The sequence below is a fragment of the Parahaliea mediterranea genome (genome assembly GCF_003402235.1).
In the GTDB taxonomy this organism is placed as follows: domain Bacteria; phylum Pseudomonadota; class Gammaproteobacteria; order Pseudomonadales; family Halieaceae; genus Parahaliea; species Parahaliea mediterranea.
In genome coordinates this window covers 750,385-773,813 of sequence record NZ_QEWO01000001.1, presented here as the reverse complement: position 1 = coordinate 773,813, position 23,429 = coordinate 750,385, and the positions used below count along the sequence as shown (strand labels likewise).

20 protein-coding genes are annotated in these 23,429 nt (G+C 63.2%); 9 read left to right on the top strand and 11 right to left on the bottom strand.

Annotated features, from left to right (window positions below):
• Positions 1 to 15: 15 nt before the first annotated feature.
• Positions 16 to 1,329, bottom strand: coding sequence for a Y-family DNA polymerase (locus tag DDZ17_RS03375; RefSeq protein WP_157976420.1), 1,314 nt, complete (start codon positions 1,327 to 1,329; stop codon positions 16 to 18).
• Positions 1,329 to 2,069 carry a recombinase RecA gene (locus DDZ17_RS03370; RefSeq protein ID WP_116364510.1) on the bottom strand — a complete coding sequence of 247 codons (741 nt, stop codon included), beginning with the start codon at positions 2,067 to 2,069 and terminating at the stop codon, positions 1,329 to 1,331. Before DDZ17_RS03370 ends, DDZ17_RS03375 begins: the two co-directional genes overlap by 1 nt.
• 101 nt (positions 2,070 to 2,170) lie before the next feature.
• Between DDZ17_RS03370 and DDZ17_RS03365 the strand changes: the two genes are divergently transcribed.
• Together DDZ17_RS03365 and DDZ17_RS03360 are read left to right on the top strand one after the other, a co-directional pair.
• Positions 2,171 to 2,470, top strand: a complete 300-nt coding sequence (locus DDZ17_RS03365; RefSeq protein WP_116364509.1) for a BrnT family toxin — start codon at positions 2,171 to 2,173, stop codon at positions 2,468 to 2,470.
• Complete coding sequence (locus tag DDZ17_RS03360) at positions 2,457 to 2,726, top strand: BrnA antitoxin family protein (RefSeq protein WP_116364508.1); 270 nt, start codon at positions 2,457 to 2,459, stop codon at positions 2,724 to 2,726. Before DDZ17_RS03365 ends, DDZ17_RS03360 begins: the two co-directional genes overlap by 14 nt.
• A gap of 158 nt (positions 2,727 to 2,884) precedes the next feature.
• Here DDZ17_RS03360 and DDZ17_RS03355 read toward each other — a convergent pair whose 3' ends face one another.
• The 8 genes from DDZ17_RS03355 to mnmC form a co-directional block, all read right to left on the bottom strand.
• Positions 2,885 to 3,565, bottom strand: a complete 681-nt coding sequence (locus DDZ17_RS03355; protein ID WP_116364507.1) for a DUF899 domain-containing protein — start codon at positions 3,563 to 3,565, stop codon at positions 2,885 to 2,887.
• A gap of 360 nt (positions 3,566 to 3,925) precedes the next feature.
• A complete protein-coding gene (locus DDZ17_RS03350; protein WP_116364506.1) occupies positions 3,926 to 4,213 on the bottom strand; it encodes a HigA family addiction module antitoxin in 288 nt (95 codons plus the stop codon).
• A 590-nt stretch (positions 4,214 to 4,803) separates the two neighbouring features.
• A complete protein-coding gene (locus DDZ17_RS22240; protein WP_157976419.1) occupies positions 4,804 to 5,223 on the bottom strand; it encodes a hypothetical protein in 420 nt (139 codons plus the stop codon).
• 185 nt (positions 5,224 to 5,408) lie between these two features.
• Positions 5,409 to 6,584: a hypothetical protein gene (locus tag DDZ17_RS03340; protein ID WP_116364505.1), complete on the bottom strand. Its 1,176-nt coding sequence runs from the start codon at positions 6,582 to 6,584 to the stop codon at positions 5,409 to 5,411.
• 128 nt (positions 6,585 to 6,712) lie between these two features.
• Positions 6,713 to 7,123: a hypothetical protein gene (locus DDZ17_RS03335; protein ID WP_116364504.1), complete on the bottom strand. Its 411-nt coding sequence runs from the start codon at positions 7,121 to 7,123 to the stop codon at positions 6,713 to 6,715.
• Between the two features lie 421 nt (positions 7,124 to 7,544).
• A complete protein-coding gene (locus DDZ17_RS03330) occupies positions 7,545 to 10,490 on the bottom strand; it encodes an insulinase family protein (RefSeq protein ID WP_116364503.1) in 2,946 nt (981 codons plus the stop codon).
• Positions 10,491 to 10,538: 48 nt separating this feature from the next.
• Complete coding sequence (locus tag DDZ17_RS03325; protein WP_157976418.1) at positions 10,539 to 11,387, bottom strand: glutaminyl-peptide cyclotransferase; 849 nt, start codon at positions 11,385 to 11,387, stop codon at positions 10,539 to 10,541.
• The gene (gene mnmC, locus DDZ17_RS03320) at positions 11,384 to 13,435 is read right to left on the bottom strand and encodes a bifunctional tRNA (5-methylaminomethyl-2-thiouridine)(34)-methyltransferase MnmC2/FAD-dependent 5-carboxymethylaminomethyl-2-thiouridine(34) oxidoreductase MnmC1 (protein ID WP_116364501.1); all 2,052 of its coding nucleotides are present in this window, start codon (positions 13,433 to 13,435) and stop codon (positions 11,384 to 11,386) included. Before mnmC ends, DDZ17_RS03325 begins: the two co-directional genes overlap by 4 nt.
• 224 nt (positions 13,436 to 13,659) lie before the next feature.
• Between mnmC and DDZ17_RS03315 the strand changes: the two genes are divergently transcribed.
• Positions 13,660 to 14,187 (top strand): hypothetical protein, encoded by a 528-nt coding sequence (locus DDZ17_RS03315; RefSeq protein ID WP_193940533.1) that lies wholly within the window; start codon positions 13,660 to 13,662, stop codon positions 14,185 to 14,187.
• A gap of 13 nt (positions 14,188 to 14,200) precedes the next feature.
• Here DDZ17_RS03315 and DDZ17_RS03310 read toward each other — a convergent pair whose 3' ends face one another.
• Entirely contained in the window at positions 14,201 to 14,677 is a 477-nt protein-coding gene (locus tag DDZ17_RS03310; protein ID WP_116364500.1) for a MaoC family dehydratase, read from the bottom strand.
• Between the two features lie 110 nt (positions 14,678 to 14,787).
• Between DDZ17_RS03310 and DDZ17_RS03305 the strand changes: the two genes are divergently transcribed.
• The 6 genes from DDZ17_RS03305 to DDZ17_RS03280 all read left to right on the top strand — a co-directional run bounded on the left by DDZ17_RS03305 (position 14,788) and on the right by DDZ17_RS03280 (position 23,312).
• Positions 14,788 to 16,479 carry an AMP-binding protein gene (locus tag DDZ17_RS03305; protein WP_116364499.1) on the top strand — a complete coding sequence of 564 codons (1,692 nt, stop codon included), beginning with the start codon at positions 14,788 to 14,790 and terminating at the stop codon, positions 16,477 to 16,479.
• Complete coding sequence (hrpA, locus tag DDZ17_RS03300; protein WP_241505768.1) at positions 16,463 to 20,326, top strand: ATP-dependent RNA helicase HrpA; 3,864 nt, start codon at positions 16,463 to 16,465, stop codon at positions 20,324 to 20,326. The genes DDZ17_RS03305 and hrpA overlap by 17 nt, the downstream gene beginning before the upstream one ends.
• Positions 20,327 to 20,547: 221 nt before the next feature.
• On the top strand, positions 20,548 to 20,904 hold the full coding sequence (locus DDZ17_RS03295) for an HvfA family oxazolone/thioamide-modified RiPP metallophore (protein WP_116364497.1): 357 nt from the start codon (positions 20,548 to 20,550) through the stop codon (positions 20,902 to 20,904).
• Positions 20,904 to 21,761: an HvfB family MNIO-type RiPP peptide maturase gene (locus DDZ17_RS03290; protein WP_116364496.1), complete on the top strand. Its 858-nt coding sequence runs from the start codon at positions 20,904 to 20,906 to the stop codon at positions 21,759 to 21,761. Before DDZ17_RS03295 ends, DDZ17_RS03290 begins: the two co-directional genes overlap by 1 nt.
• Positions 21,761 to 22,531 (top strand): HvfC family RiPP maturation protein, encoded by a 771-nt coding sequence (locus DDZ17_RS03285; protein WP_241505767.1) that lies wholly within the window; start codon positions 21,761 to 21,763, stop codon positions 22,529 to 22,531. Before DDZ17_RS03290 ends, DDZ17_RS03285 begins: the two co-directional genes overlap by 1 nt.
• A gap of 46 nt (positions 22,532 to 22,577) precedes the next feature.
• Complete coding sequence (locus DDZ17_RS03280; protein WP_116364495.1) at positions 22,578 to 23,312, top strand: MlaA family lipoprotein; 735 nt, start codon at positions 22,578 to 22,580, stop codon at positions 23,310 to 23,312.
• The last annotated feature ends 117 nt before the right edge of the window (positions 23,313 to 23,429 follow it).

Sequence of the window (23,429 nt, the reverse complement as noted above, 5' to 3'; positions counted from 1 at the left end):
TTCGCCGCGGGCGGCTCAGGCAAAAAGGCCATGCAGATACCACTGGCCGCTGTGGCCGTCGCGATACACCCAGCAGTGCCGGGCGTCGTTGCTGCGGGCGATAAAGTAATCCCGCGCGCGCTCGCCCTCGGGCTGCCACCAGTAGCCGCGAATGCGCTCTGGCCCGCGCAGCAACTGCAGGGGGCCGTGCCAGTACAGGCGCCCGCCCCAGTAACGCAGGGGGCGGGGCGCTTCCAGCAGCCAGCCGGGGCGGGGGGCGGTGGCGGGCTCGGCCGCTGGCCGCGGGGCAAAGGGCGGGGCGTTCTGCTGGCTGTATTCCGGCAGGTGCTCGGGGCACAGCTGTATCTGGTACAGGGCATCGGCCCCCAGGCGGGCCTGCAGGCGTGCCACCAGGGCGCGGGCCTGTTCATCCGCCCGCTCGCCACCGCCCACCTCAAACAGGGGCTGGCTGCGCAAATCCACCGCCACCGTGTGCTGGCAGGTGAGCTCCAGGCGCTCCACATCAAAGTCCAGCTGGACTCTTTCAAAGTGCAGACGGGTCAGCTCCAGCAGCGCTTCCCAGTGGCCGTGCACCCGGTTGCCACTCACCGGCACCGCCAGCCGCTGTTGCCGGGGCGAGCACAGCTGCCAGCAGATTTGCTGGCACTGCAACTGCCGGCTCACCAGCCAGGTTGCCAGCTGTTGCAGCAGCGCGCGGGCCGGCACCAGCAGCTGCTTGCTGTCGCGCAGGGGGAAGTTGAACTCCACCTGGCGGTGGAAGGTTTCGCGGTGATGGAAGGTTTCGCGGTGATGGAAGATTTCGCTGCTGTGGAAGGTGGGCGCCGGGGCACTGGCGCTGCCCTCGATGCCGGCCAGAAAGGCGCTGAACTCGCGCCCGAAGCGCCGCCCCAGCTCCGCCCGGGGCAGGTCCAGCACCTCGCCCAGCTGGCCCAGGCCCATTTGCCGCAGGCTGCCCACCGCCCGGGGGTGCTGGGCCTCCAGCAGGTGCAGGGGCGCCGCCCGCAGGCGCTGCACAAAGTCTGCCCGGCTATCGCCCGCCGCCGGCGGGTGCTGCTGAAAACTCAGCAGCCAGGCCCCCGGCGCCGTGTGCGCCAGCCCCGGGTGATAGCGGGGGGCGAGGTTGTCCAGGTCGGCAAACAGGAGCTGGCACAGCGCCTCCACCCCGCCGAACAGGCGCAGGCAACGGGAGATTTCCAGCAGCAGGCTGTCGCCCTGGCAGGTGCCGATATGGGGCGTGTAGTCATAGGCCCAGGCCGCCAGCTCATCCAGCGCCGCGGCGCCTTCCGGCGCCGGGGGCAGGGCGGTAAAACGCAGTGCCAGCCACAGCATCAGCCCGGCGCCTCCAGCGGCAGAATGGTGGCCGTGGCCGGCGCCGGCGCTGCGGGCAGGGGCTGCAGGACAGAGGGCTCCACTGTGTGCAGCGCCCAGTGGGCCGGCCAGGGCAGGGTGAGGCGCATGTCCGCCTCGCCGCCGCGCTGGCGGCGGATGTGCACCTGCACCCCCGTTTTTTGCGCCTGCAGTTCCAGGCGCAGCGCCGCCGGGCTGTGGCCGCGCATCCTGCCCGTGCTCAGGCCCACACAGAGGCTGCGCCCCTGAGACGCCGCCAGCTGCACCTTGCGCAGCTCCGCATAGGACAGGGCGCGCTGGCCCTCCCAGAACATCAGGGCCTCAACGCAGCCTGCGTTCAGCCCCTCCAGCACCGCCGCCAGCAGCTCCCCCCGCTGGGCCGCGCGCACAACCAGCAGGCGCTCCAGTGCAATGCCGAGCCCGGCCAGCGCCGCGCCGCAGGGCAGGGCGGGCGGGTTCACCAGCAGCAGATAACCGCCATCGGCCATGCTTGCGCGCAGGCCGTGCGACAGCAGCAGCCACTCCCCACTGCCCAGCTGCGCCGCGCCCACCTCCACCAGCGCCCCCACCGGCCAGCCACCGCCTACCAGGTGGCCGTCCAGCCCGACAAAGCCCGTGGCGCGCACATCCCCCAGCCGCTGCGCCCGGCGCCCGCGCCAGACATCCCGGCGGCGCAGCAGTTGGGTGAGGGTAGAGGGATTGGGTGTGGGGAGTGTTTGCATATACTGTATATTTGTACAGTATTGGGGTGAGGTCAAATGGTTGGTGTGCGCGCCGGCGTTGGGTGTTGCTCCATCATGTATATCATGGAAATATACACGCCATGGTCGATCTCAGAAGAATAACCGGCTTTAACTGGGATGATGGCAATGCCAGGAAAAGCCAGGAAAAACATGCTGTCAGTCAGGCTGAGGCTGAACAGGTATTTTTTAATGACCCGCTGCTGCTGTTGCTCGATGAAAAGCACAGTCAGGATGAAGCCAGATACCACGCTTACGGTAAAACCAGTGGTGGTAGGAAGCTGCACATCGCATTTACCCTTCGGGAGCAGGGCGCTTTAATCCGCGTCATTTCCGCACGGGGTATGCACCGGAAAGAGAGAATGATTTATGAAAAAGCGTAAAGAAATCCCGGATTTCCAGTCAGAAAAAGAAGAGCGCGAATTCTGGGAGAGCCACGATTCAAGCGAATACCTCGACTTGAGAAAAGCTGAGCGCGCCGTCCTGCCGAACCTCAAGCCCTCAACCAAGACCATCTCATTGAGGCTTCCCGAAGGTTTGCTGGACAGCATCAAAGTTGAAGCCAACAAAAGAGACATGCCCTACCAGTCGTTGATAAAGGCCTGGCTGGCGCAGGATGTTCAGGACAGTCGTCGGTGAGGGTTGGTGCTAATTGGCTTTGGGAGAGTTAACCGCCCAAACCTTCGCGAATAACTTCCGGATGCCTGAAAGCAATTTGGATTAACGCCTTTGCTGCTCCCGATGGCTCGCGCCGGCCATGCTTTTGGAGTCTATACTCATATTTAATGGCCGCGTACTCATCCCTCGTACTCATCATGGCGGCGGTTCCATGAATACGGCGGCGTTTGCGGCCAGCCTTCCGGCGAATCCTCCCAGGTTTCCTGGCGACCAAAGGGCGTGAGATCCAGATACGTCCAGTGGCTGCCGAGGTATTCCACGCCGCGCGCCCCGGTGTAGTAGGTGCGGTAAATATCGTCGCCATCACGCAGGAACACACTTGCGCCGTGCTGCTCGCCCTGTTCCGTGGTTGCACCAAAATCGACGTTAAAGTCGCTCCCCAGCGACGAATACCACGGAATCGTCCAACCCATGCGCGCCTTGTAGCCATCGAGCTTGTCCAGCGCCGCCCGCGACACCATCACCAGTGACGTATCCCGCGCATGCAGGTGGGCAGGGTGGGACATGGCATCCGCTACCCACGAACAACCGTCGCAGCCGGCCTTCCAGTCCGGCCCGAACATAAAGTGGTAAACAATCAGCTGGCGGCGGCCTTCGAACAGATCGAGCAGCGTAACCGCGCCTTTTGCGCCCTGAAACGTGTAGGGCTTACCCACCTTCACCATCGGCAACCGGCGGCGTTCCGCGTTCAGGGCGTCGCGTGCGCGGGTTAACTCCTTCTCCTTGATCAGGAGTTGGTCGAGGGCGGTTTGCCATTCTGCGGCAGAGACGGATTTTGGGAGTGGCGGTTTGGTGGGCATGTGGTGGTCTTCCCGGAAGTGGTGTAGTACTGATTGCCTAATCTACGCCTGAATTCGGTGGTAAAAAAACCCGCCCCGGCTTTTTTCACTGCAATGATCGGTTAGGTATCAGGTTCACCATTAGGCCTATTCTTTTTTGAACGTAGCAGAGCGAAGGAAATTGGAGCAAGGGCGCAAAGAAAAACAAGGAAACCAATGAATGCAGAGATTCGTGCTTTGCCGCCTTGTTCGTCGGTTGGCATGAATTCGAGAGAGCCCTGAAAGAAATAAATAGCAAATGCCGCTGACCCGGCTAGTGCAACTACCAATAAAAATCTCAAAAACATAGCGTTAAGGATCGTTAAGGGGTCAGATCCCTTTTCAGGCCGCAACAAGCTTTTTGACGTTAAGCTCTTTGCGATGTTGCTCGGCATGCCAGAGTTCATATTGGGACTGTTGAATCAGCCAGCTTTCTGCGGAGGTATCAAAAGCGATAGAAAGTCGGATAGCCATTTCGGGACTGATACCTGCCTTGCCATTTAACACTGCACTCAGAGTTTTTCGGCTAACGCCCAGAGCCTCTGCAGCCGCTGTAACAGAAAGGCCTAGGGGCACAAGGCAAAGTTCTCTCAATACTTCGCCGGGGTGAGGAGGGTTGTGCATCAACATTTGAGGGTACCTCAGTGGTAATCTTCGTAGTTCACTATCTCAGCATCTCCGTCGACGAACCGGAACGTCACCCGCCAGTTATCACTGTTAAGGGGGCAGGGCCCTTTTTCAGGCCCCCGCGTAGTACCTGCCCAGTTCGTAAAGTAAGGGTGCGTCCGACTTCGTCCTGAAAGCACCTGGTATTAGCAAGTGCATATGATTGGTCATAAGTACGTAAGCGTGGATCACGCATTCCCTTCTTGCAGGTACTCTGCGTACTTGTTCAGTGCGCTGTTGTACATGTTATGGCCCCGATCATTTCTCTCCTGATAAATCGGAAGCTTTCCGATGTCGGCAGCAATTGACTCGAATCGACTGTGGCTGAGAATTGAGGTAAGAAGTCCGTCCGTGAATCCACCATCAACAGCCCATTCGGACATGACCCCGCTAACCGCGCCCTCGTACTTTTTAACTGAGGATTCAGGTAAGCCTCGGTGTCTCATCTATTCTTCGAGCGTCACTTCACCACTCTGATTAGTGACACATAACGCTTCAAGCAGCGGCGAGCGTTAGCGAGTCCGGCGGCGACAGCCGTGTACTACTTTGCCTAGTTATGCGAATTTGCTTGGATCAATGCTGACCTCGGCCTTGAAGATTCCCTTTTTCTTCCAACCTCGCAAAAAGCCTGAGCGGAGATTTCGACTGACGTCCGAAGACTCCGAAAATTTACGGGCTTCCCAACTCTTTGTCTCGGATGTGCCGTCAGTTTTATGAAGTTTCACATAAGCTTTTCGGCTTTTAAGTAGCTCGCGCTTAAATCTCTCCTCGCCTGGCGGATAGAAAATGAGGTCGAGATCTGCGGGTATGGCCGTAATTTGAGCGGGGCGATCAGGGAGAGGGAGTGATTCGCCCCCATTTTGTCCGTAATACTCAAGCAATCGCTCGATCACGTTGTTGGGTGTATCAAAGCCCTCTGCTAGTGCTTCTAGACGTCTATATAGCTCATCCGAAATTCGTATCACTTGGCTCATCGGTTATTCTCCCTAGTATCGACACACCAAGAATTGTAACCATGTTACCAACTATGTCAACTGCGCTGTCGCATAACGCTTGAGTTCACCGGCATTTGAGGCGATGCCTGTTTTTGCTGTAGCAAAAATGGGCAGCGGGTCAAATGTCCGGTGCAACGATTTGTTAGATTTTCGGCGCTCCGCGCTCATGGCAGTGAAGCTACTATGCTATCTGCAGTATTTATAGTTGCCTTAATCTCAGCAACAACTTCGTCAAGTGACTTCACAACGCGGCGCTTCGCCCGATTCAAGTCCGATATCAGGCGAGGTAGCCCGCCAACCGTAGCCCTGAAGCCCTGCATGCTAACTAATGAGCCACTGGCAGCATCGACCATTGAGCGAAGGGACTGTCTCAGTTCATCTATTTGTGAGTTATCTTCATTGTAAAAGTCCTCGTAGAGGGACAGCGCCTTGCTTATAGCTTCAAAAGCCTCCTTGCGCGAACTAGTAAGAAGAGGTAACTGGCCATCCAAGATGTCGGCATATCTGTTCATGTCTTCAGCCGAAGCCTTGACCGCTCTCCGAGCATCTTTCATTCGCTGAGGATCGTTAATCTCTCCAATTTCTTGAATTTCCGCCGTCCGGCGATTCATCTGTTCTCCCATCGAAACGGTTGCATCTGAAATTGCATGTAGCCCCGCACTCATTTGCTCCATAGACATTCCGAAACGATCAAGGTGGTCTAGAAAGCCAAAGTCATCGTCGCTCCCAGCATCGGCAGAGATGTCTACATCAATTCCCGATAGCGCCGCAGGTGGTGAAGCCAAGCCTGGCGGGGAAGAAGGCTGCCCCTTGCTCCATTTTTGAGCTACTGCACTCAGATGTGTTCGTACCAATGATTCAAAATTCTCAATCCCCTCAAATGTGCGATGAAGTACACCCTCGTTCCCCAACGAGCGTTTGAAATGCTGAACGCGATTATTCTGGTCTCCATCGATCTCTGAGGGCTTTATTGCTTTGTCTTTGAAATAGACCATGATTTCAACGGAGCTAGGATCAACTTTCCATCGAGCACGCGCCCTCTCAAACTCTTCCAATGTGCCCGAATCAGCTTTAGATGTTGGAGTTCCAATTCGCCCCCAAAGAATCCCGATGAATACGTCGTACTCATCTCCAATTTGCGAGTTGATGACATCTTGAGGTTCGCTGCCAATGCCGGGGCGTGTAGAGGTCTCCCAGCGCAGCAGCTCTAGACGTACACCTAATGATTTTGACCATGTGCGATTAAGTTCGGCTACTACCGACTCAAGCACCTCCCGTTCGTCGGCAACATCGCCCGGAGATGCAACAAATACTTGTAAAACTGTCTCTGACCTAGGCACTTTGTCTCCCCGAAAATCTAACGCCAACCGCAGCGGCGCACAGACCGCGCAGCGGTGTGGGCGTCCGGCCCCATAGGGGCGAACTGCCGGTTCTTGTTAGGCGACACATTAGAGCAAGTACACTCTATTCATTTGCCACGTAAATGGCCAAATATCTCGATACGCGTTGAATCCTCAGTGCAGGGCTTTCCGCTAAGAACGATATGGCGGACATGATTAAGCCCGTCATCTGGATATAGACCCAACTCTACATGAATTGAGTTGTCTCGTTCTATCTGACGCGAGCAAAACGAATCAACTATGGGTTTTGTAATATTATCGAGATCAAGCTGCCTGCCTGTTTTAGTGACGAATATTCGAAATGCCCACCAATCTATAACCTCCGTTTTTGTCGGTTGGAAGACCATCAGTGCCGCTTTGCGAAAATTTTCACGACGCTCAAGATCTGTTTTTCCAGGTCGCATATCAGCCCATGTGTGTGCCCAAGGCACACAAAGATCCAAGACTTGGATGAACTGATTCTGGTCGTCGAGCTTCATGGCGCCTAACAGCTACTTAATTTGAAAAATTCTGATATCACCTTTTCCCCTTACTTAAAACGACATCCAATCCACTGAAGCTGTCCGCCCGCATCTTCCCCCGCTTCCACAAAATCTGGGCGGTATTTATCGCCGCGGCTCACTGAAAAATTCAGTGTTCACACTGACGGTGTTGGACCATTGTCAAAAGCGACAAGGCGTCATCCTCCAGCTATGGCGCTGGGTGTGGCAGGCTGCCCCAAGGATAAATGGAAATTGTCCCATTAAAAACGATCAATGCCTGCGATGCGGGCCGAGCACCGAGGGAACTTCGCAATAATGTGAACTGGATGGGATTGACGCAGGGATAGCGCTAGAGGAAGGCAGCCCGACCGCCATCTAACTACGCGGCCGAGGCTGTTTTTCAGAAGGGTGCGGTGCCTTACAACGTCAAACTCTCCAGCCCCAAGCTCTCCGCAACCCCCGCCTGACTGGCACTGGTAATCACTGCCACGCTCGCCAGCTCGGGCTTGAGGTAGGTCTCCGCCACGCGCCGCAGGTCGTCGATGCTCACGTCCAGAATCCGCTGGCGGAAGGCTTCGCGTTGGGCGTGGTCGCGGCCGAACAGGCGGTTGTGGAAGTGTTGTTTGGCTTCGCCGGCGGGGGAGCTGGGTTTGTCCATGCTGCCGATGACGCCGAGGATGGCTTCTTCGACGGCGCGCTCGTCGTGTTTTGTATCCAGCAGCCAGCGCACGGAGGCGCCGAAGTCGTCCAGGGTGCCGGCCAGGCGCGGGTCGCGGTAGGAGTAGAAGCGGAAGGCGGCCACGCCGCTGTCCTGGGTGGCGCCGCCGCCGTAGGCGCCGCCTTTTTCGCGGATGGCGCGGTGCAAAAAGCCGTTGCGCAAAAAGCCGCCCAGCACGATGAGGGCGGCGGCGTCGGGGTGGCCCACGGGCACGGTGGGGAAGGCCTGGGCGCAGAAGTTCACCTGGGTGTTGGCCACCCACAGTTGTTTGACGGTTTCGCGGCGGGGCGGCAGCTGGAAGGGCTCGCCGCCGCTGGCGCTGGCCAGGGCGCTCCAGGCGGCCAGGGTGTCGTTGGCGAAGCTGTCGATGTGCTGTTCGTCGGCAATGCTGAGTAACTGGCGCGGCATGGCGGTGATGCGCTCGTGTATTTCAGCCAGCTGGTCGGCAAAAGTGGACAGGGCCTGCGGTGTTTTCAGTGACTGGTCGAGTTCGCGCAGGGATTTGATGCCAGACAGGCCAGAGAGCTGGTGGTTCAGCGCTGCCAGGGGGCTCATGCCGGCGCAGGCGGCGGCCATGGCCAGGCCGTGGCCGTTGCCGGTCACGGCCTGTTCGCGGCGGGCGCGCTGCTGGCTGATGAGTTCGCGGATGCGGTTGTGTTCGCCAAAGCCGGGGCTGGCGAGGGTGTCCTGCATCAGTTGGGTCTGGGCGCTGGCGTTGCGCGCCAGGGCCTTGGAGGACAGCACAAAGTTGCCATCCAGTTGCTGTTCGTCGTCTACCCGCCCGCGAATGGAGGTGAAGGCGTTGAGGGAGCCGACGGTGGCCGAAAGGCGCTGCTGGGTGGCCAGGTAGTCGTCGCCGCCCACGCCAAGCTCGGTGAGGATGTTGGTGTACAGGGGCAGTATCTGCAGCTGTTCGTCCGCCAGTGCCGGCAGGGGGGAGATGACCTGCTGGTACACCAGGCCGTTGGTGCCCTGGGTGTAGCGGGTCTGGCGCAGGCCGCCTGCTGCTGTTTCCTGGTAGTCCAGCTCTGGCAGGCTGGCGGGAATGTCGCTGCGCTCTACCCGTGGCAGCACGTCGGGGTCGTCCACCTGCATCTGGCGCTGTTCCAGGGCGGCGGCGCGCTGGATGATGCGCTCGGCCTCGCCCTCGGCCAGGTCGGCTTTTATCTCGCTCAGGCGCTCGGCTTCGGCTGCGGCACGTTGGGCGGATAGCGCCTTGTCGGGGTGCATCACCAGGGTCACCCGGTGGGGGTTGTCCAGCAGCAGGCGGCGGGCCAGCTGTTTGATGAAGCCGGGGTCGGCAATGTCGTCGCGCAGCTGGGCAATCACCGGTTCCAGGTCCAGCACGCCGATAGGGTCGGCGTAGTGGGTGGCGCAGCCCAGGGCCTGCAGGATGAGTTGCAGGCCGTAGGGGTAGGAGTCGCCGCTGATTTCCCGCTGGTGCAGTTCCAGCTGGTGCAGCACGGCTTCCAGCCGCTCGCGGGCAATGCCCTGGTCTGCCAGTTTGCTGATCACCTCCAGCACCAGCGCTTCCACGGCGTCGGCGTGTTCGGCTTCGGAGCCTTCCAAGCCGCAGCAGAACACCATCTGGCGCATGGAGTCCTCCAGCCCGCACAGGGGAGAGGGGGCCTGGCCCAGCTCGGTGGTTTCCAGGGCCTGCATGAGGGGCGATGCGCTGTTGTCCAGCAGCACGCTGGCCAGCAGCTGGGCGCGCAGCATCTGCAGCAGGTCGGTGCTCTCGCCCAGTATCCAGCCCACCACGATGTGGGTTTTGTGCTCGGTGGGGCCGCTGTCGTCAAAGGCGTAGGGGCGCTCGATGCGCAGGGGCGCGGGCAGCGGTGCCTCTGGCGGCACTTCTATGCGCAGGTCCTGTTTGCTGAAGCGGCAAAGGGCGCGCTCTTCAAAGGCGGCCTGGTGTTCGCTGGCGGGAATGTCGCCAAAGGTCATGAAGATGGCGTTGCTGGGGTGGTAGTGGCTTTTGTAGAAGGCCTTGAGCTGCTCGTAGCTGAGGTCGGGGATGCGCTCCGGGTCGCCGCCGCTGTTGTAGTGGTAGGTGGTGGTGGGGAACAGGTGTTCGCACAGGCTCTGCCACAGGGTGCTGCTCACCGAGCTCATGGCGCCCTTCATTTCGTTGAACACCACGCCCTTGTACACCAGCGGGCTGTTGCTGTCGGTGGCGTCTTCAAACTCTACGCGGTGGCCTTCCTGGGCAAAGTCCAGCTCGTCCAGCTTGGAGAAAAACACCGCATCCAAATACACGTCCAGCAGGTTGTTGAAGTCTTTGCGGTTCTGGCTGGCGAAGGGGTAGGCGGTCCAGTCGGAGCTGGTAAAGGCGTTCATGAAGGTGTTCAAGGAGCGCCGCAGCATCATGAAGAAGGGGTCGCGCACGGGGTAGCGTTCGGAACCGCACAGGGCGGTGTGCTCCAGGATGTGGGCCACGCCGGTGGAGTCCATGGGCACGGTGCGCAGGGCCACCAGGAAGACGTTTTCGCTGTTGTCTGCCGCCAGGTGGTAGTGCACGGCGCCGGTGGCGCGGTGGCGGTACTCCTGCACCCGCAGGTTGAGGGAGTCGATCTCTACCTCGCGAACGGCGTCGAAGGCCGGATGGGCTGCGGTGGGGGCGGCATTCTGGGGGGCTTTGCTCATAGCATTCCTGGCAGGGCGCGCGCTGGCGCGCCGGTTGATGTCGGTGGTTCAGTTGCGGGCGCTGATGGCGCGGGGCTGTGGTTCAATGCGGTACAGCCAGGGCCAGCGCTTGCCGGTGACCCAGATGGCCCCGTCCGCGGGATTGACGGCAATGCCGTTGAGGACATCGGTGCCGCGCAATCGGTCACTGTCGGGCAGCAGGCCCGTGAGGTCAAGGCGGGCTTCTACTGCGCCGGTGGCCGGGTCAATGATAACAATGTCATCGCTCTGCCACACGTTGGCCCAGATGCGCCCGTCTATCCACTCCAGTTCGTTCAGTTGCGTGACGGGCCGGCCGGCGGCGGTAACCGGCAGGCTGCGGGTAATTACGCCATCGGCGGTGTTCATGAAGAACAAGCGGTCGCTGCCGTCGGAATACACCAGCTGCTCGCCATTGTAGGTCAGGCCCCAGCCCTGGCCGGGAATGCGCCAGTGGCGCTTGGGGGTGAGGCTGGCGCGGTCGTACACCAGCACCACGCCGGCGCGCCAGGTGAGCTGGAAGATTTCGTCGCCCACCACGGCCAGTCCCTCGGCAAACAGGCGCCGGTCCAGGCGCTGGCCGTCCAGCAGCTGGCCGCTGGCAAAGTCGTAGCGCAACAGGCGCGATTCGCCGTAGCCGCCGGCGCTCAGGTAGAGCGCACCGTCCACAATCTGCAGGCCCTGCACAAAGTTGTCGCGCGAGTGGGCCTTGCGCTCCAGCACCCGGTAGCCCAGCAGCTGAACGCCTTTCTCGGTAACACCCAGCTCGGTAACACCCAGCTCGGCAACGCCGGTCGCCGGCTGGGCCGGGGCCACGCTGGCGCACGGGACGGCCAGCAGGGCCAGCAGCGCGCAGCACAGGCGTGTGGCGGTGTTCACTGTTTGTTGCGGCCTAAGTCGCGAATCAGAAAGCGCGCCGGCGCCAGGGCGCGGCTCAGGTAGCGGGGCAGGGGCGGCGGTTCGTTGCAGGCCTGGCTGGCAATGAGTTCGGCGCACAGGGGGGCAGAGCTCAGGCCGCGGGAGCCGTGTCCGGTGTTCAGGTAGAGTCCTGGCATGGTGGGTGCCGCGCTGTTGATGGTCTTGCGGGCATTTTGGCGCAGCGCGACGTAGGTGGCCAGCAGGGCGGGGGCGTCGGGCACCGGGCCTGCCAGGGGCAGGTAGTCCGGCGTGGTGCAACGAAAGCCCACCCGGGCCGGCAATGCGCTGCCATCCAGGGCTGCCAGCGCCGAGCCCCAGTCGGCAACGGCACTGGCCAGACGCTGCAGGTTCTGCTGTTGGTCTGCGGCGCTGGGCGCGGTGCTGTGCTCGCCCAGGTTGAAGGTGGCGCCAATGCAGTGGCCGCTGCCTGTGGGGGCCGGGGCAATGTAGCCCTCGTGGCAGAAGGCGGCCCGCAGGGTGTCAAAGGGCGGGCCCGGCGGCAGGGTGGTGGTCTGGCCGCGAATGGGTTGCAGGGGCAGCCAGTCGAGCCCGCTGTGCTGTGCGCTGCTGTTGCCGCAGGCGATCACCGCGCAATCGGCCTCGGCAATCACCTCGCCCTGTGCATTCAGCGCCTGCCATTGAGAGCCTGCGCGCCGCAGTTGCAGGGGGCCGCAGTGTTCGCGCAGTGTAATGCCTGGCTGTTGGCTCCAGTGGCGGCACAGGGCCTGCGGCGACAGCCAGCCGGAGCCCGGGAACCAGTAACCCGGTGCCGCCTGGCTCACGCCCAGCAGGGCGCTGGCCTCGGCGGCATCCAGCACCCGGGCCAGCTCCGGCAGGTGCGCTAGGCGCTCGGCCATGTCGGCCAGTTCATCGGCCTTGTGGTGCTGGTGGAAGCAGCCGCACAAGGCGCCATCCAGGCCATCGCGCAGCGCGCCGGTATCCAGCAGGTGCCGGTAGTGGCGGCTGGCATCGCTGAAGCTGGCCAGGGCAAAGTCGCTGAGGGCGGAATGGCGCCGGGACAGGCGCGTATACAGCACGCCCTGGGCATTGCCGGAGGCTTCGCCGGCCAGGCTGGCGGCCTCCAGCAGCTGCACCGTTACACCGCGGCGGGCCAGGGCGGCGGCGGTGGCGCAGCCGGCAAGCCCGGCCCCCAACACCAGGGCGCTGCGCGGCGCGGGGGCGGTTTGGCGGGGCAGGTCCCAGGGGGTGTCGGTGGGGCGGTTGTCAGTGACGTTTTCGGTGCTGTTTTCGGTGGCGTTCTCGGCGAGGTCGTCGGGATAGGTACCCAGCAGGCGCTCGCGCTTGCGGCCAAAGCCCGGCCCCTTGTGCATGCTAAAGCCCGCTGCCTGCAGGGCCCGGCGCACGGCGCCGGCGGCGGTAAAGGTGGCCAGGGTGGCGCCGGGGCGGCTGAGGGCGCCAATCTGCCCAAGCACCGCACTGGACCACATGCTGGCATTGCGCGCCGGGGCGAAGCCGTCCAGGTACCAGGCGTCTACCCAGCGCTGGCGGTGGCTGGCCAGGTCTGCCAGTGCCGTTTCGGCGTCGGCCCACCATAAATCCAGGGTGATCTGCCCGCCGGCCAGCAGCAGGCGGTGGCAGCCGGGCACCGGGGACGGGTAGTGGGCGAGCAATTCGCTGGCAAATTCCGCAAGGCCGGGCCAGGCGGCCAGCGCCCGCTGCAGGTCCTGGCGGCGCAGGGGGTACTGCTCTACCGACAGGTAGTGCAGGCGGGGTTTGGGGGTGGGGCAGGCGGCCCAGGCCTGCCAGGTCAGCAGGAAGTTAAGGCCGGTGCCAAAGCCGGTCTCGCCAATCACAAACGCGGGCGCCGGGTGGCTGGCCCAGCGCTGGGGCAGGGCGTTGCCGGCAAGGAACACAAAGCGGCTTTCGGCCGCGCCGTCGTCGCGGGAGAAGTAAATGTCGCCAAAGGCGCTGGAACCCGGCACGCCGTCGTCACCCCAGTCGAGGCGGGGGGCGGGCATGGCTTGCCAGGGCTGGTTGTTGCGCTGCATCGGGGGCTGCTTGTTTGTGGGTGAGTGGCTGTTGGGTGGTTGCTGGTTTGCTGTCAGCTTGCTGTTGGCTTGCTGGTTCGGTGCGGGCTGGCCCGCTGCCCCGGCCGGTTGGCGATCATAGCAGATGGCGTGCGGCGCGGGGCGGGCCGGCTGGTTTTTGACCGGCCCAGGTATTAGACTTGCGGCCCTTTATCGGTACAGATTGCCTCCATTTCGGAATCATCATGGCGCGAGAACAAACCCAGTCCATCCCGCGGGAGAAATTCCTGCTGATGTCCGTCAACCTGCTGCACAAGGCCTTTCTGGAGGCCAACCGCACCCAGGCCAAAAACCTCTATCGCGACGTGGCCGAAGGCCGCACGGCGGCGCTGACCAACGTGCAGATGGAAGACAAGTCGCTGGTGCGCTTTGACCTGGCGCTGGACCACAGCGAATATCGCGGCAAGCTCAACTTTGGCAGCTTTCGCGATTCGCTCACGGTGCTGATTGCGCAGCTGAGCGACGCCCTGCGCGAAGGCCGCAACATTACGGTGTTCACCGCGGAAAACGACCCCAACGTGATGATTTTCGGGGTGACTGGTGTCACCTACAACGAGGGCGAACCCAGCGTGCTGGTGCTGGGCGCCGATGCCGGCTCGGGCCAGCCGTCGGTGATGCTGAAGCTGATGTATCTGGATCACAGCCAGTTCGGCGAGCCTCGGGAAGAGCGTCTGGCGGCGCGGGAAGCCGCGGCCGCCGACGATCGGGGCTAAAGAGCCCGGGCGCTCAATCCGCCGGGCTGAAGCGTGGCTCCGGTGGCAGGGTAAGGGTGGTTTTTTCCGACGGGGCCATCACCTCGGCGCTGCCGCTGGCAACCACCTTGTCGTGCTGGTTGCGCACGGTGCAGTCCAAGCTCACCCACTGCCGCCGCTCGCGCAATTCGCTCACCACCAGTTCCACGGTGAGGGTGTCGCCCACCTTGACCGGCGCGCGAAAGCGCAGGGACTGGCCCAGGTACACGGTGCCGGGCCCGGGCAGTTCCAGGGCCAGGGCGGCGGATACCAGGGCGCCGGTGAGCATGCCGTGGGCAATCGGCTCGCCAAAGGGCGTGCCCGCGGCAAAGGCCGGGTCCAGGTGGACCGGGTTGGTGTCGCCGCAGGCGGCGGCGAACAGGCGAATGTGCTGCGTGTCGATGCGGCGCTGGTAGCGGGCGCTCTGGCCAAGGCTGAGTTCGTCGAAGGTATAGTTAGTGCGTGTGCTCATGGGGCCTCCTGATTGCGGCGCCCATCATAGCCCAGCCGGCCATCAAGCGGGGCCGGCGCCCATCATCAACGCTGTAGCAGTAGATAGAATTCAACAAGGGAGTCCGCAAGATGTCCGAACAGGTGCTGGAACAACAGGCGCAACTCTACGCCAGACTCGATACCGAACTTGGCATTGACACCCATTGTGACCTGGGGCGCTTTGAGCACCTGATGGCCATGGTTGAGCACAGCTTTGCCGAATACCCCGACCGCCCCGCCTTTTCCAGCCTTGGCCACACCCTCACTTACCGCGACCTGGACCGCCTGTCGCGCCAGTTTGCCGGCTGGGTGCAGCACTGCACCGACCTGGAGCCGGGCGACCGCATTGCGGTGCAGATGCCCAACCTGATTCAGTACCCGGTGGTGACGCTGGGGGCCATGCGCGCCGGGCTGGTGATCGTCAACACCAACCCCCTGTACAGCGAGCGGGAGATCGAGCACCAGTTCAACGACGCCGAGGTAAAAGCCTTGGTTGTGCAGGCCAACGTGGCCCAGACCGCCGCCAAGGTGCTGCCGCGTACCGGGGTGAAGTACACCATTGTCACCGAGCTGGCCGACCTGCATCCGCCGCTGAAGCGTTTTTTGATCAACAACGTGGCCAAGCACATCAAGAAGATGGTGCCGCCTTTCGACATCCCGGGCGCCATTCCCCTCAACACCGCCCTGAAAGAGGGCACCGACCGCCCCCTGTTGCCGGTGGCGGCGGCGCGGGACGGCCTGGCCATGCTGCAGTACACCGGTGGCACCACCGGGGTGGCCAAGGGCGCCATGCTGAGCCACAGCAATCTAGTGGCCAACGTGCTGCAGGTGGATGGCATGCTGGAAACCCAGCCCCTGGACAAAGACCATTCGGTCACCGCCCAGCCGCTGCCGGTGTATCACATCTACGCCTTTATGACCGCCATGTACTCCATGCTGCACGGCGCCCATATGGTGTTCATCCCCAACCCGCGTGACCTGCCCTCGGTGGTGAAAACCCTGCGCGACTACAAGCCGGATATTTTCTGCGGTTTGAATACCCTGTTCATGGGGCTGTGCAACAACGAGGCTTTTCGCGCGTTGGATTTTTCCAACCTCAAGCTGACCCTGTCCGGCGGCATGGCCCTGACCCACGCCGCCGCCGAGCGCTGGCAGGAAATCACCGGCTGCCCGGTGTCCGAGGGCTACGGCCTGACGGAGACCTCGCCGGTGGTGTCCATGAACCCCGGCAACCGCATTGTGATCGGCAGCATCGGCCTGCCGGTGCCGGGCACCCTGGTGAAAGTGGTGGACGACGCCGGCAACGCGCTGCCGGTGGAAGAGCCCGGCGAGCTGTGCGTGAAGGGCCCGCAGGTGATGCAGGGTTACTGGCAGCGCCCCGAGGAAACCGCCAAAGTGATGGATCCGGAGGGCTACTTCCGCACCGGCGATATCGCCAAAATCCGCGAGGACGGTTTTATCCAGATCGTCGATCGCAAGAAGGACATGATTGTGGTGTCGGGCTTTAACGTCTATCCCAACGAGCTGGAAGACGTGCTCTACGAACACCCCGACGTGCTGGAGTGCGCCGCGGTGGGCGTGCCCGACGACACCTCCGGCGAGGTGATCAAAATGTACGTGGTGAGCAAGTCCGGCAAGCTCACCGCCGAGGAAGTGCGCGAGTTCTGCCGCCGCAGCCTCACCGCCTACAAGGTGCCCAAGCTGGTGGAATTCCGCAGCGAACTGCCCAAAACCAACGTGGGCAAAATCCTGCGCCGGGAGCTGCGTGACGGCACGGCCTGAAGCCCTGGGGGCACCGTCGCGCGGTATGCCAGGTAGCGACACCAACGAACGACCCATCCCGCCCATCCGCTACCCCGCCGAGCTGCCGGTGGCGGAGCGGCGTGACGAGATCATGGCCGCCATTGCCAAGCATCAGGTGGTGGTGGTGGCGGGGGAGACCGGCTCCGGCAAAACCACCCAGCTGCCCAAAATCTGCCTGGAACTTGGCCGCGGGCGGCGCCAGCGCATCGGCCACACCCAGCCCCGGCGGCTGGCGGCGCGCACCGTGGCCCAGCGCATTGCCGCCGAGCTGGAGACACCGCTGGGCGAGGTGGTGGGCTACCAGGTGCGCTTCACCGACCAGGTGAGCGAGGCCAGCGCCGTCAAGCTGATGACCGACGGCATTCTGCTGGCGGAAATCCAGCGCGACCGCCTGCTGCGCCAGTACGACACCCTGATCATCGACGAGGCCCACGAGCGCAGCCTCAACATTGATTTTCTGCTGGGCTACCTCAAGAACATCCTGCCCCAGCGGCCCGACCTCAAGCTCATCATCACCTCGGCCACCATCGATCTGGAGAGCTTCTCGCGCCACTTTAACGATGCGCCCATCATTGAAGTGTCCGGCCGCACCTACCCGGTGGAAACGGTGTACCTGGACCCAGTGGAAGACCGCGACCAGGGCGTGCAGGCGCAGATTGTGCAGGTGGTGCAGGAGATTGCCGCCGGCCGCTACGGCGAGCGCGGCGATACCCTGGTGTTTTTGCCCGGCGAGCGCGACATTCGCGAACTGGCCAAGGCCCTGCGGCGCGATACCGAGCTGGACATCCTGCCCCTGTATGCCCGCCTGAGCCAGAACGAGCAGCAGCGGGTGTTCGACGCCTCCGGCCGGCGCGGCCTGCGGGTGGTGCTGGCCACCAACGTGGCGGAAACCTCGGTGACCGTGCCCGGCATTCGCTACGTGATCGACCCCGGCGAGGCGCGCATCAGCCGCTACAGCTATCGCACCAAGGTGCAGCGCCTGCCCATCGAGCCCATTTCCCAGGCCAGCGCCAACCAGCGCAAGGGGCGCTGTGGCCGGGTGGCGGCGGGGGTCTGCATTCGCCTGTACAGCGAGGACGACTTCCTGCGCCGGCCGGCCTTCACCGACCCGGAGATTCGCCGCACCAACCTGGCGGCGGTGATTCTGCAAATGTTGAACCTGCGGCTGGGTGAGCTGAAGCACTTCCCCTTCATAGACCCGCCGGATACGCGCATGGTGCGCGACGGCTACAAGCTGCTGGAAGAACTCGGCGCGGTGACCCCCGCCGGCAAGCTCACCGCCACCGGCCGGCAGATGAGCCGCCTGCCGCTGGACCCGCGCCTGGGGCGCATGATTCTTGCCGCGGCCGACCAGCACTGCCTGGCGGAGATGCTGGTGATTGCCAGCGCCCTGTCCATCCAGGACCCGCGCGAGCGCCCGGCGGACAAACAGCAGCAGTCGGACCAGAGCCACGCCCGTTTCAAGCATGAAAAATCCGACTTCATGGCCTGGCTCAACCTGTGGCGCTACTTCGAGGAGCAGCGCCAGGCCCTGAGCCAGAACCAGCTGCGCAAGCTGTGCCAGAAGGAGTTCCTGTCCTATTTGCGCCTGCGCGAGTGGCGTGACATTCACTACCAGCTTACCGTGGCCTGCCGCCAGCAGGGGCTGAAGCCGGCCCGTGAACTGCCGCCGGAGGAAAACTACGCCGGCGTACACCAGGCCCTGCTGGCCGGGCTGCTCGGCAACATTGCCCAGTTCCAGGAGGGCAGGGAATACCTTGGCGCGCGCAACCGCAAGCTGCAGATATTCCCCGGCTCCTCCCAGTCGCGGAAAAAGCCCAAGTGGCTGGTGGCCGCGGAGATTGTGGAAACCTCCAGCGTGTTTGCCCGCGTGGTGGCTGGCATTGACCCGCGCTGGGCCCTCACCGTCAACCCGGGCCTGCTCAAGCATCACTATTACCAGCCGCGCTGGCAGCCCCGCAGCGGCCGCGCCGTGGCCTACGAGCGCATCACCCTCTACGGCCTGACCCTGGCCGACAAACAAACCGTGAACTACGGCCCCATCAACCCGGTGGAAGCGCGGGAGCTGCTGATTCGCGAGGGCCTGGTGGCGGGACGGATGCAGCCGCCGCCGGCGTTTCTCAAGCGCAACCAGCGCTTGCTGCGGGAGCTGGAGGATCTGGAATCGCGCACCCGGCGCCGGGACATCGTGGCCGATGAAGAAGTGCTCTACCAGTTTTACGACGAGCGCCTGCCGGCGGATATCACGACCCTGCGCCACCTCAACAGCTGGTTGAAGAAAAGCCCGGTGGCAAAAGGCCCGGTGACGAAAGGCCCGGCGGACGACGCGGCCGACCAACAGCGCGGCCGCGGTAGCAATGAAAGCCGCGGCAGCAACGAAAGCCTCCTGCACATCCCGCGGGAACTGCTGCTGGCGCGCGACCCGGGCCAGCTGGAAAACCAATTTCCCGACCACCTGGCCTGGGATGGCCTGGCATTGAAGCTGAGCTACCAGTTTGAACCCGGCGGCGAGGCCGACGGGGTCACCGTTACCGTGCCGGTGGCACTGCTGAACCGCGTGCCGCGCCACCTGTTCGACTATCTGGTGCCCGGCCTGCTGCGCGACAAGTGCATCGCCCTGGTGAAGGCGCTGCCCAAGTCCCTGCGCAAGCAATTGGTGCCTGTGCCGGATTATGTAGACCGCGCCTTGGCGCACCTGCGCCCCGGCGAAGCACCCTTGCTGCAGGCGCTGGCCGCGGCGCTGTCAAAGGCCGCTGGCCTGCGCCTGTCGGCCGACCACTGGCAGGGCGTGACGCTGGAGGGCTTCTACCACATGAACATCCGGGTGGTGGACGGTCGCGGCAAGCTCATGGCCCAGGGGCGCGACCTGGAGGCGCTGGTCACGCGTTTTCGCGAAGACACCAAAGAGAGCGTGGGCAGCGCCGGCAAACATTCACCGGCGCGAGGCAAGGTCACCCGCTGGGAAATGGGCGAGCTGCCCCGGGAATGGCGCTTTCGCCAGGCGGGGGTGGAGATTGTGTCCTACCCGGCCCTGGTGGATCGCGGCGAACATGCGGCGGTGGAACTGCTGGACTACCCCGGCCAGGCCATGCTGGCCCACCGCCAGGGGGTGCTGCGCCTGCTGCGGCTGCACAACGCCCGGCAGGTGAAATTCCTGCGCAAGGAACTGTTGCGCAGCAACGCCGACCAACTCGCCCTGGCCGGCGCCGCACTGGAACGCGAAGCCCTGGTGGACGACCTGATCGATGCCGCCTATGTGCAGGCGCTGGATTTGCAGCAGGGGCCGCGCAGCGAGGCTGAGTTCAACGCCTGCCTGCAGCGCGCCGGCGCCCCGGTGGTGGAGGCGGCCAACACCCTGGAAACCCTGCTGCGCAATGCGCTCACGCCCCTGAGCCAGGCGCGCCAGGGCCTGGCCAGGCTCGCGGGCGGCCAGTTCGTCCCGGCGCGCCGGGACATTGATGCCCAGCTTCAGGTGTTGCTGGCCCCCGGTTTTTTGCGCGACACCCCCGGCAACTGGCTGGCCCAGTACCCGCGCTACATGAAGGCCCTGGCGCAGCGGGTAGAGCGCCTGAATGGCCAGCTGGACAAAGACCAGCGCAACAGCGCCCTGCTGGCAGGGCTGTGGCAACCCCTGGCCGAAGCGCTGGGCGCGCGCCCGGGCCTGCTGCTGTTGTGCGATGCCGCCAGTGAATACCGCTGGATGCACGAGGAGTTCCGGGTGTCCCTGTTCGCCCAGCAGCTGGGCACCCGCCTGCCGGTGTCGGAAAAGCGCCTGAGTAGCCAGTGGCAGGCGGTGCAGCAGTGGCTGGCGCAGCACCCGCGCTGATGTGAGGGCGGCACATTGACCCACTGCTTGACCCACCGCCTTTGTAAAAAATTACCACACGCCTGCCGGGCAGAATGAAACTTCACCAGCAATACTGAGTCTGAGCACTAGCGAAGTGCTGGTTGCTCATTCGTGTCGCTGATGCTTCGCCGTGTCGAGCACGAATCTGACACAACAACGATTAAAGCAATTACAGATACCGTAACTACAGGGAATTCATCATGGCTCAGATCAAGAAACCTCTCAGCGCAGCACTGGGTGCCGCCTTCCTGGCGAGCGCCATTGCCCCCATGGCCTCTGCCGACAGCAACCCCTTCTCTGCCCAGCAGCTCTCCGGCGGCTACGATCTCGCCAGCTACGACAAGCACGAGGAAGGCAAGTGCGGCGAAGGCAAGTGTGGCGACAAGAAAGCCGAGGGCAAATGCGGCGAAGGCAAATGCGGTGAAGGCAAGTGCGGCGACAAAAAAGCCGAAGGTAAATGTGGCGAAGGCAAGTGCGGCGACAAGAAAGCCGAAGGCAAATGTGGCGAAGGCAAATGCGGTGACAAAAAAGCCGCTGAAGGCTCCTGCGGCAGCTGATGCCAGGCACAGCACGTGAGATCCGCGGAGCGGGTCTCGGATTGAGGCGGGCCCTGTTGGGCCCGCTTCTGTCTCGCCCCACGGGCGACATCGATTTTATGGAAGTGGCGCCGGAGAACTGGATTGGCGTGGGCGGCCGCTTTGGTCGCCAGTTTCGCGAAATCGCCGAGCGCTACCCGTTGGTATTGCACGGCCTGTCGCTGGACATTGGCGGGCCGGATGCCCTGGACCTCGACCTGCTGCGCGCCGTGCGCGCCCTGATGGATGAGCTGCAGGTGGGCTTTTACAGCGAACACCTCACCTACTGCGCCGCCGAAGGGCATCTGTACGACCTGCTGCCCATTCCCTTTACCGAAGAGGCGGTGGGCCATGTAGTGGCCCGCATCCAGCAGGCCCAGGACATCATCGGCCAGCCGCTGGTGCTGGAGAACGCCAGCTACTACGCCCAGGCCCACCGCGACATGAGCGAGGCGGAGTTCATCAGCGCAGTGCTGCAGCGCTCCGGCGCCGAGCTGCTGCTGGATGTGAACAATATCTACGTGAACAGCATCAACCACGGTTATGACCCGGTGGCCTTTTTAGCAAGCCTGCCCCTGTCGCGGGTGCGCTATCTGCACATTGCCGGCCACTACGACGAGGCAGACGACCTCAAGGTGGATACCCACGGGGCCGATGTAATCGACCCGGTGTGGGCGCTGCTGTCGCGCGCCTACGACTTGCTGGGGCCCCTGCCGACCCTGCTGGAGCGCGATTTCAACCTGCCGCCACTGCCGCAGCTGCTGCAGGAGGTGGCCGAGGTGCGCCGGCGCCAGGGGTGTGCGCTGCCCGGCGGGCGGGCGGTGGGCGAGGGCGCCTGATGAGTGAACTGCGCACGGCCCAGGTGGCCATGGGGCGCTACCTGCGCAACCCAACACCGGCCACCGCCCCGGCGGGCATTGAAGAGCGGCGCCTGAAGGTTTACCGGGAGCTGGTGTACAACAATATCGAGGGTTTTATCAGCAGTGGCTTTCCGGTGCTGCGGACCCTCTACGACGATGCCCAGTGGCACGCCCTGGTGCGTGAATTTGTGGCCGTACACCGCTGTGCCACGCCGTACTTCCTGGAAATCAGCCAGGAGTTCATTCGATTCTTGAGCGAGGACTTCCTGCACCGGGATTGCGACCCGCCCTTTATCGTGGAGCTTGCCCATTACGAGTGGGTGGAACTGGCCCTGGATATTGCCGAAGACAGCCCGCCCCCGCTGCCCCAGCACCTGGACCCGCTGCACGCGGTGCCGCGCTTCTCGCCGCTGGCCTGGCTGCTGAGTTACGCCTGGCCGGTGCACCGCATCGGTGCGGACTTCCAGCCCCGGGAGCCGGACGAGCCCACCTTCCTGCTGGTGTATCGCGACCGCGAGGAAAACGTGGGCTTTATGGCGCTAAACCCCGCCACCGCGCGGCTGGCGGAGCTGCTGCGGGACAATACCACCGACAGCGGCGAGGCGCTGCTGGCGCGCCTGGCAACCGAACTTGGCGGTGATGCCGAGGCCACTCGCAGCTTTGGTGCGGAGCAATTGAACCAGTTCGCCCGCTGCGCCATTATTGGCCTTCAGCCGCTGCCCGCGGCCACGGCGGACGCTTGTCCCTAGGCGGGCAGGGGCGTACCATCTGCCACCGCTTTAGGAACTGCCACCTATGTTTCGCCAAAATTTCCTACTGTTGACACTACTTTTATTGCTGACTGTGCCGGCGCAGGCCCAGGAAGTGATCGAGGACGATGCCGGCAGGGACCCCTTCGAATCCTGGAACCGGGCCGTGTTCACCTTCAACGACGGCCTGGACACTTGGCTGGTGCGCCCGGTGGCCCAGGGCTATCACTTCATCATGCCGGACTTTGCCGAGCGCGGGGTGAGCAACTTCTTCGCCAACCTGTACGACGCCAACTCGGTGTTGAACGCCACCCTGCAGGGGCGCTTCAACCACGCGGCGCGCGGCAGCGGCCGTTTTCTGGTCAATACCACCTTGGGCGTGGCGGGGCTGTTTGATGTGGCCACCCGCATGGGCCTGACCCCCTACCCAACGGATTTCGGCCACACCCTGGCCATTTGGGGCGCGCCGTCTGGCCCCTACCTGATGGTACCCCTGCTGGGGCCGCGCACAGTGCGCAGCGGCGCCGGTTCCATCGTGGACGTGTACGGCCTGCCCCAGACCTATGTGGATAACGTGGCCCTGCGCAACTCCCTGTACGGCCTGGAGCTGATTGAGGCGCGGGCACGGCTGCTGGAGGTGGATGAATTGACCTCCGGTGATCGTTATATCTTCATCAGGGACGCCTATCTGCAACAGCGCGAGGTACTGGTGAATGACGGCAAGATCCAGGACGACTTTTCCGATTTCGGCGCCGAAGGCGGCTGGGAAGAGGACTTCTGAGCTGGTTTGGCACCCTGGCGCGCTGCGCCGGGGCAAAACTGTGAAATCCTGCCCAAAGCCCACCGCCCACTGTTGCCCCGGGCATACAAGGGGCGTAGTGTCTCGCCCAAATATCCA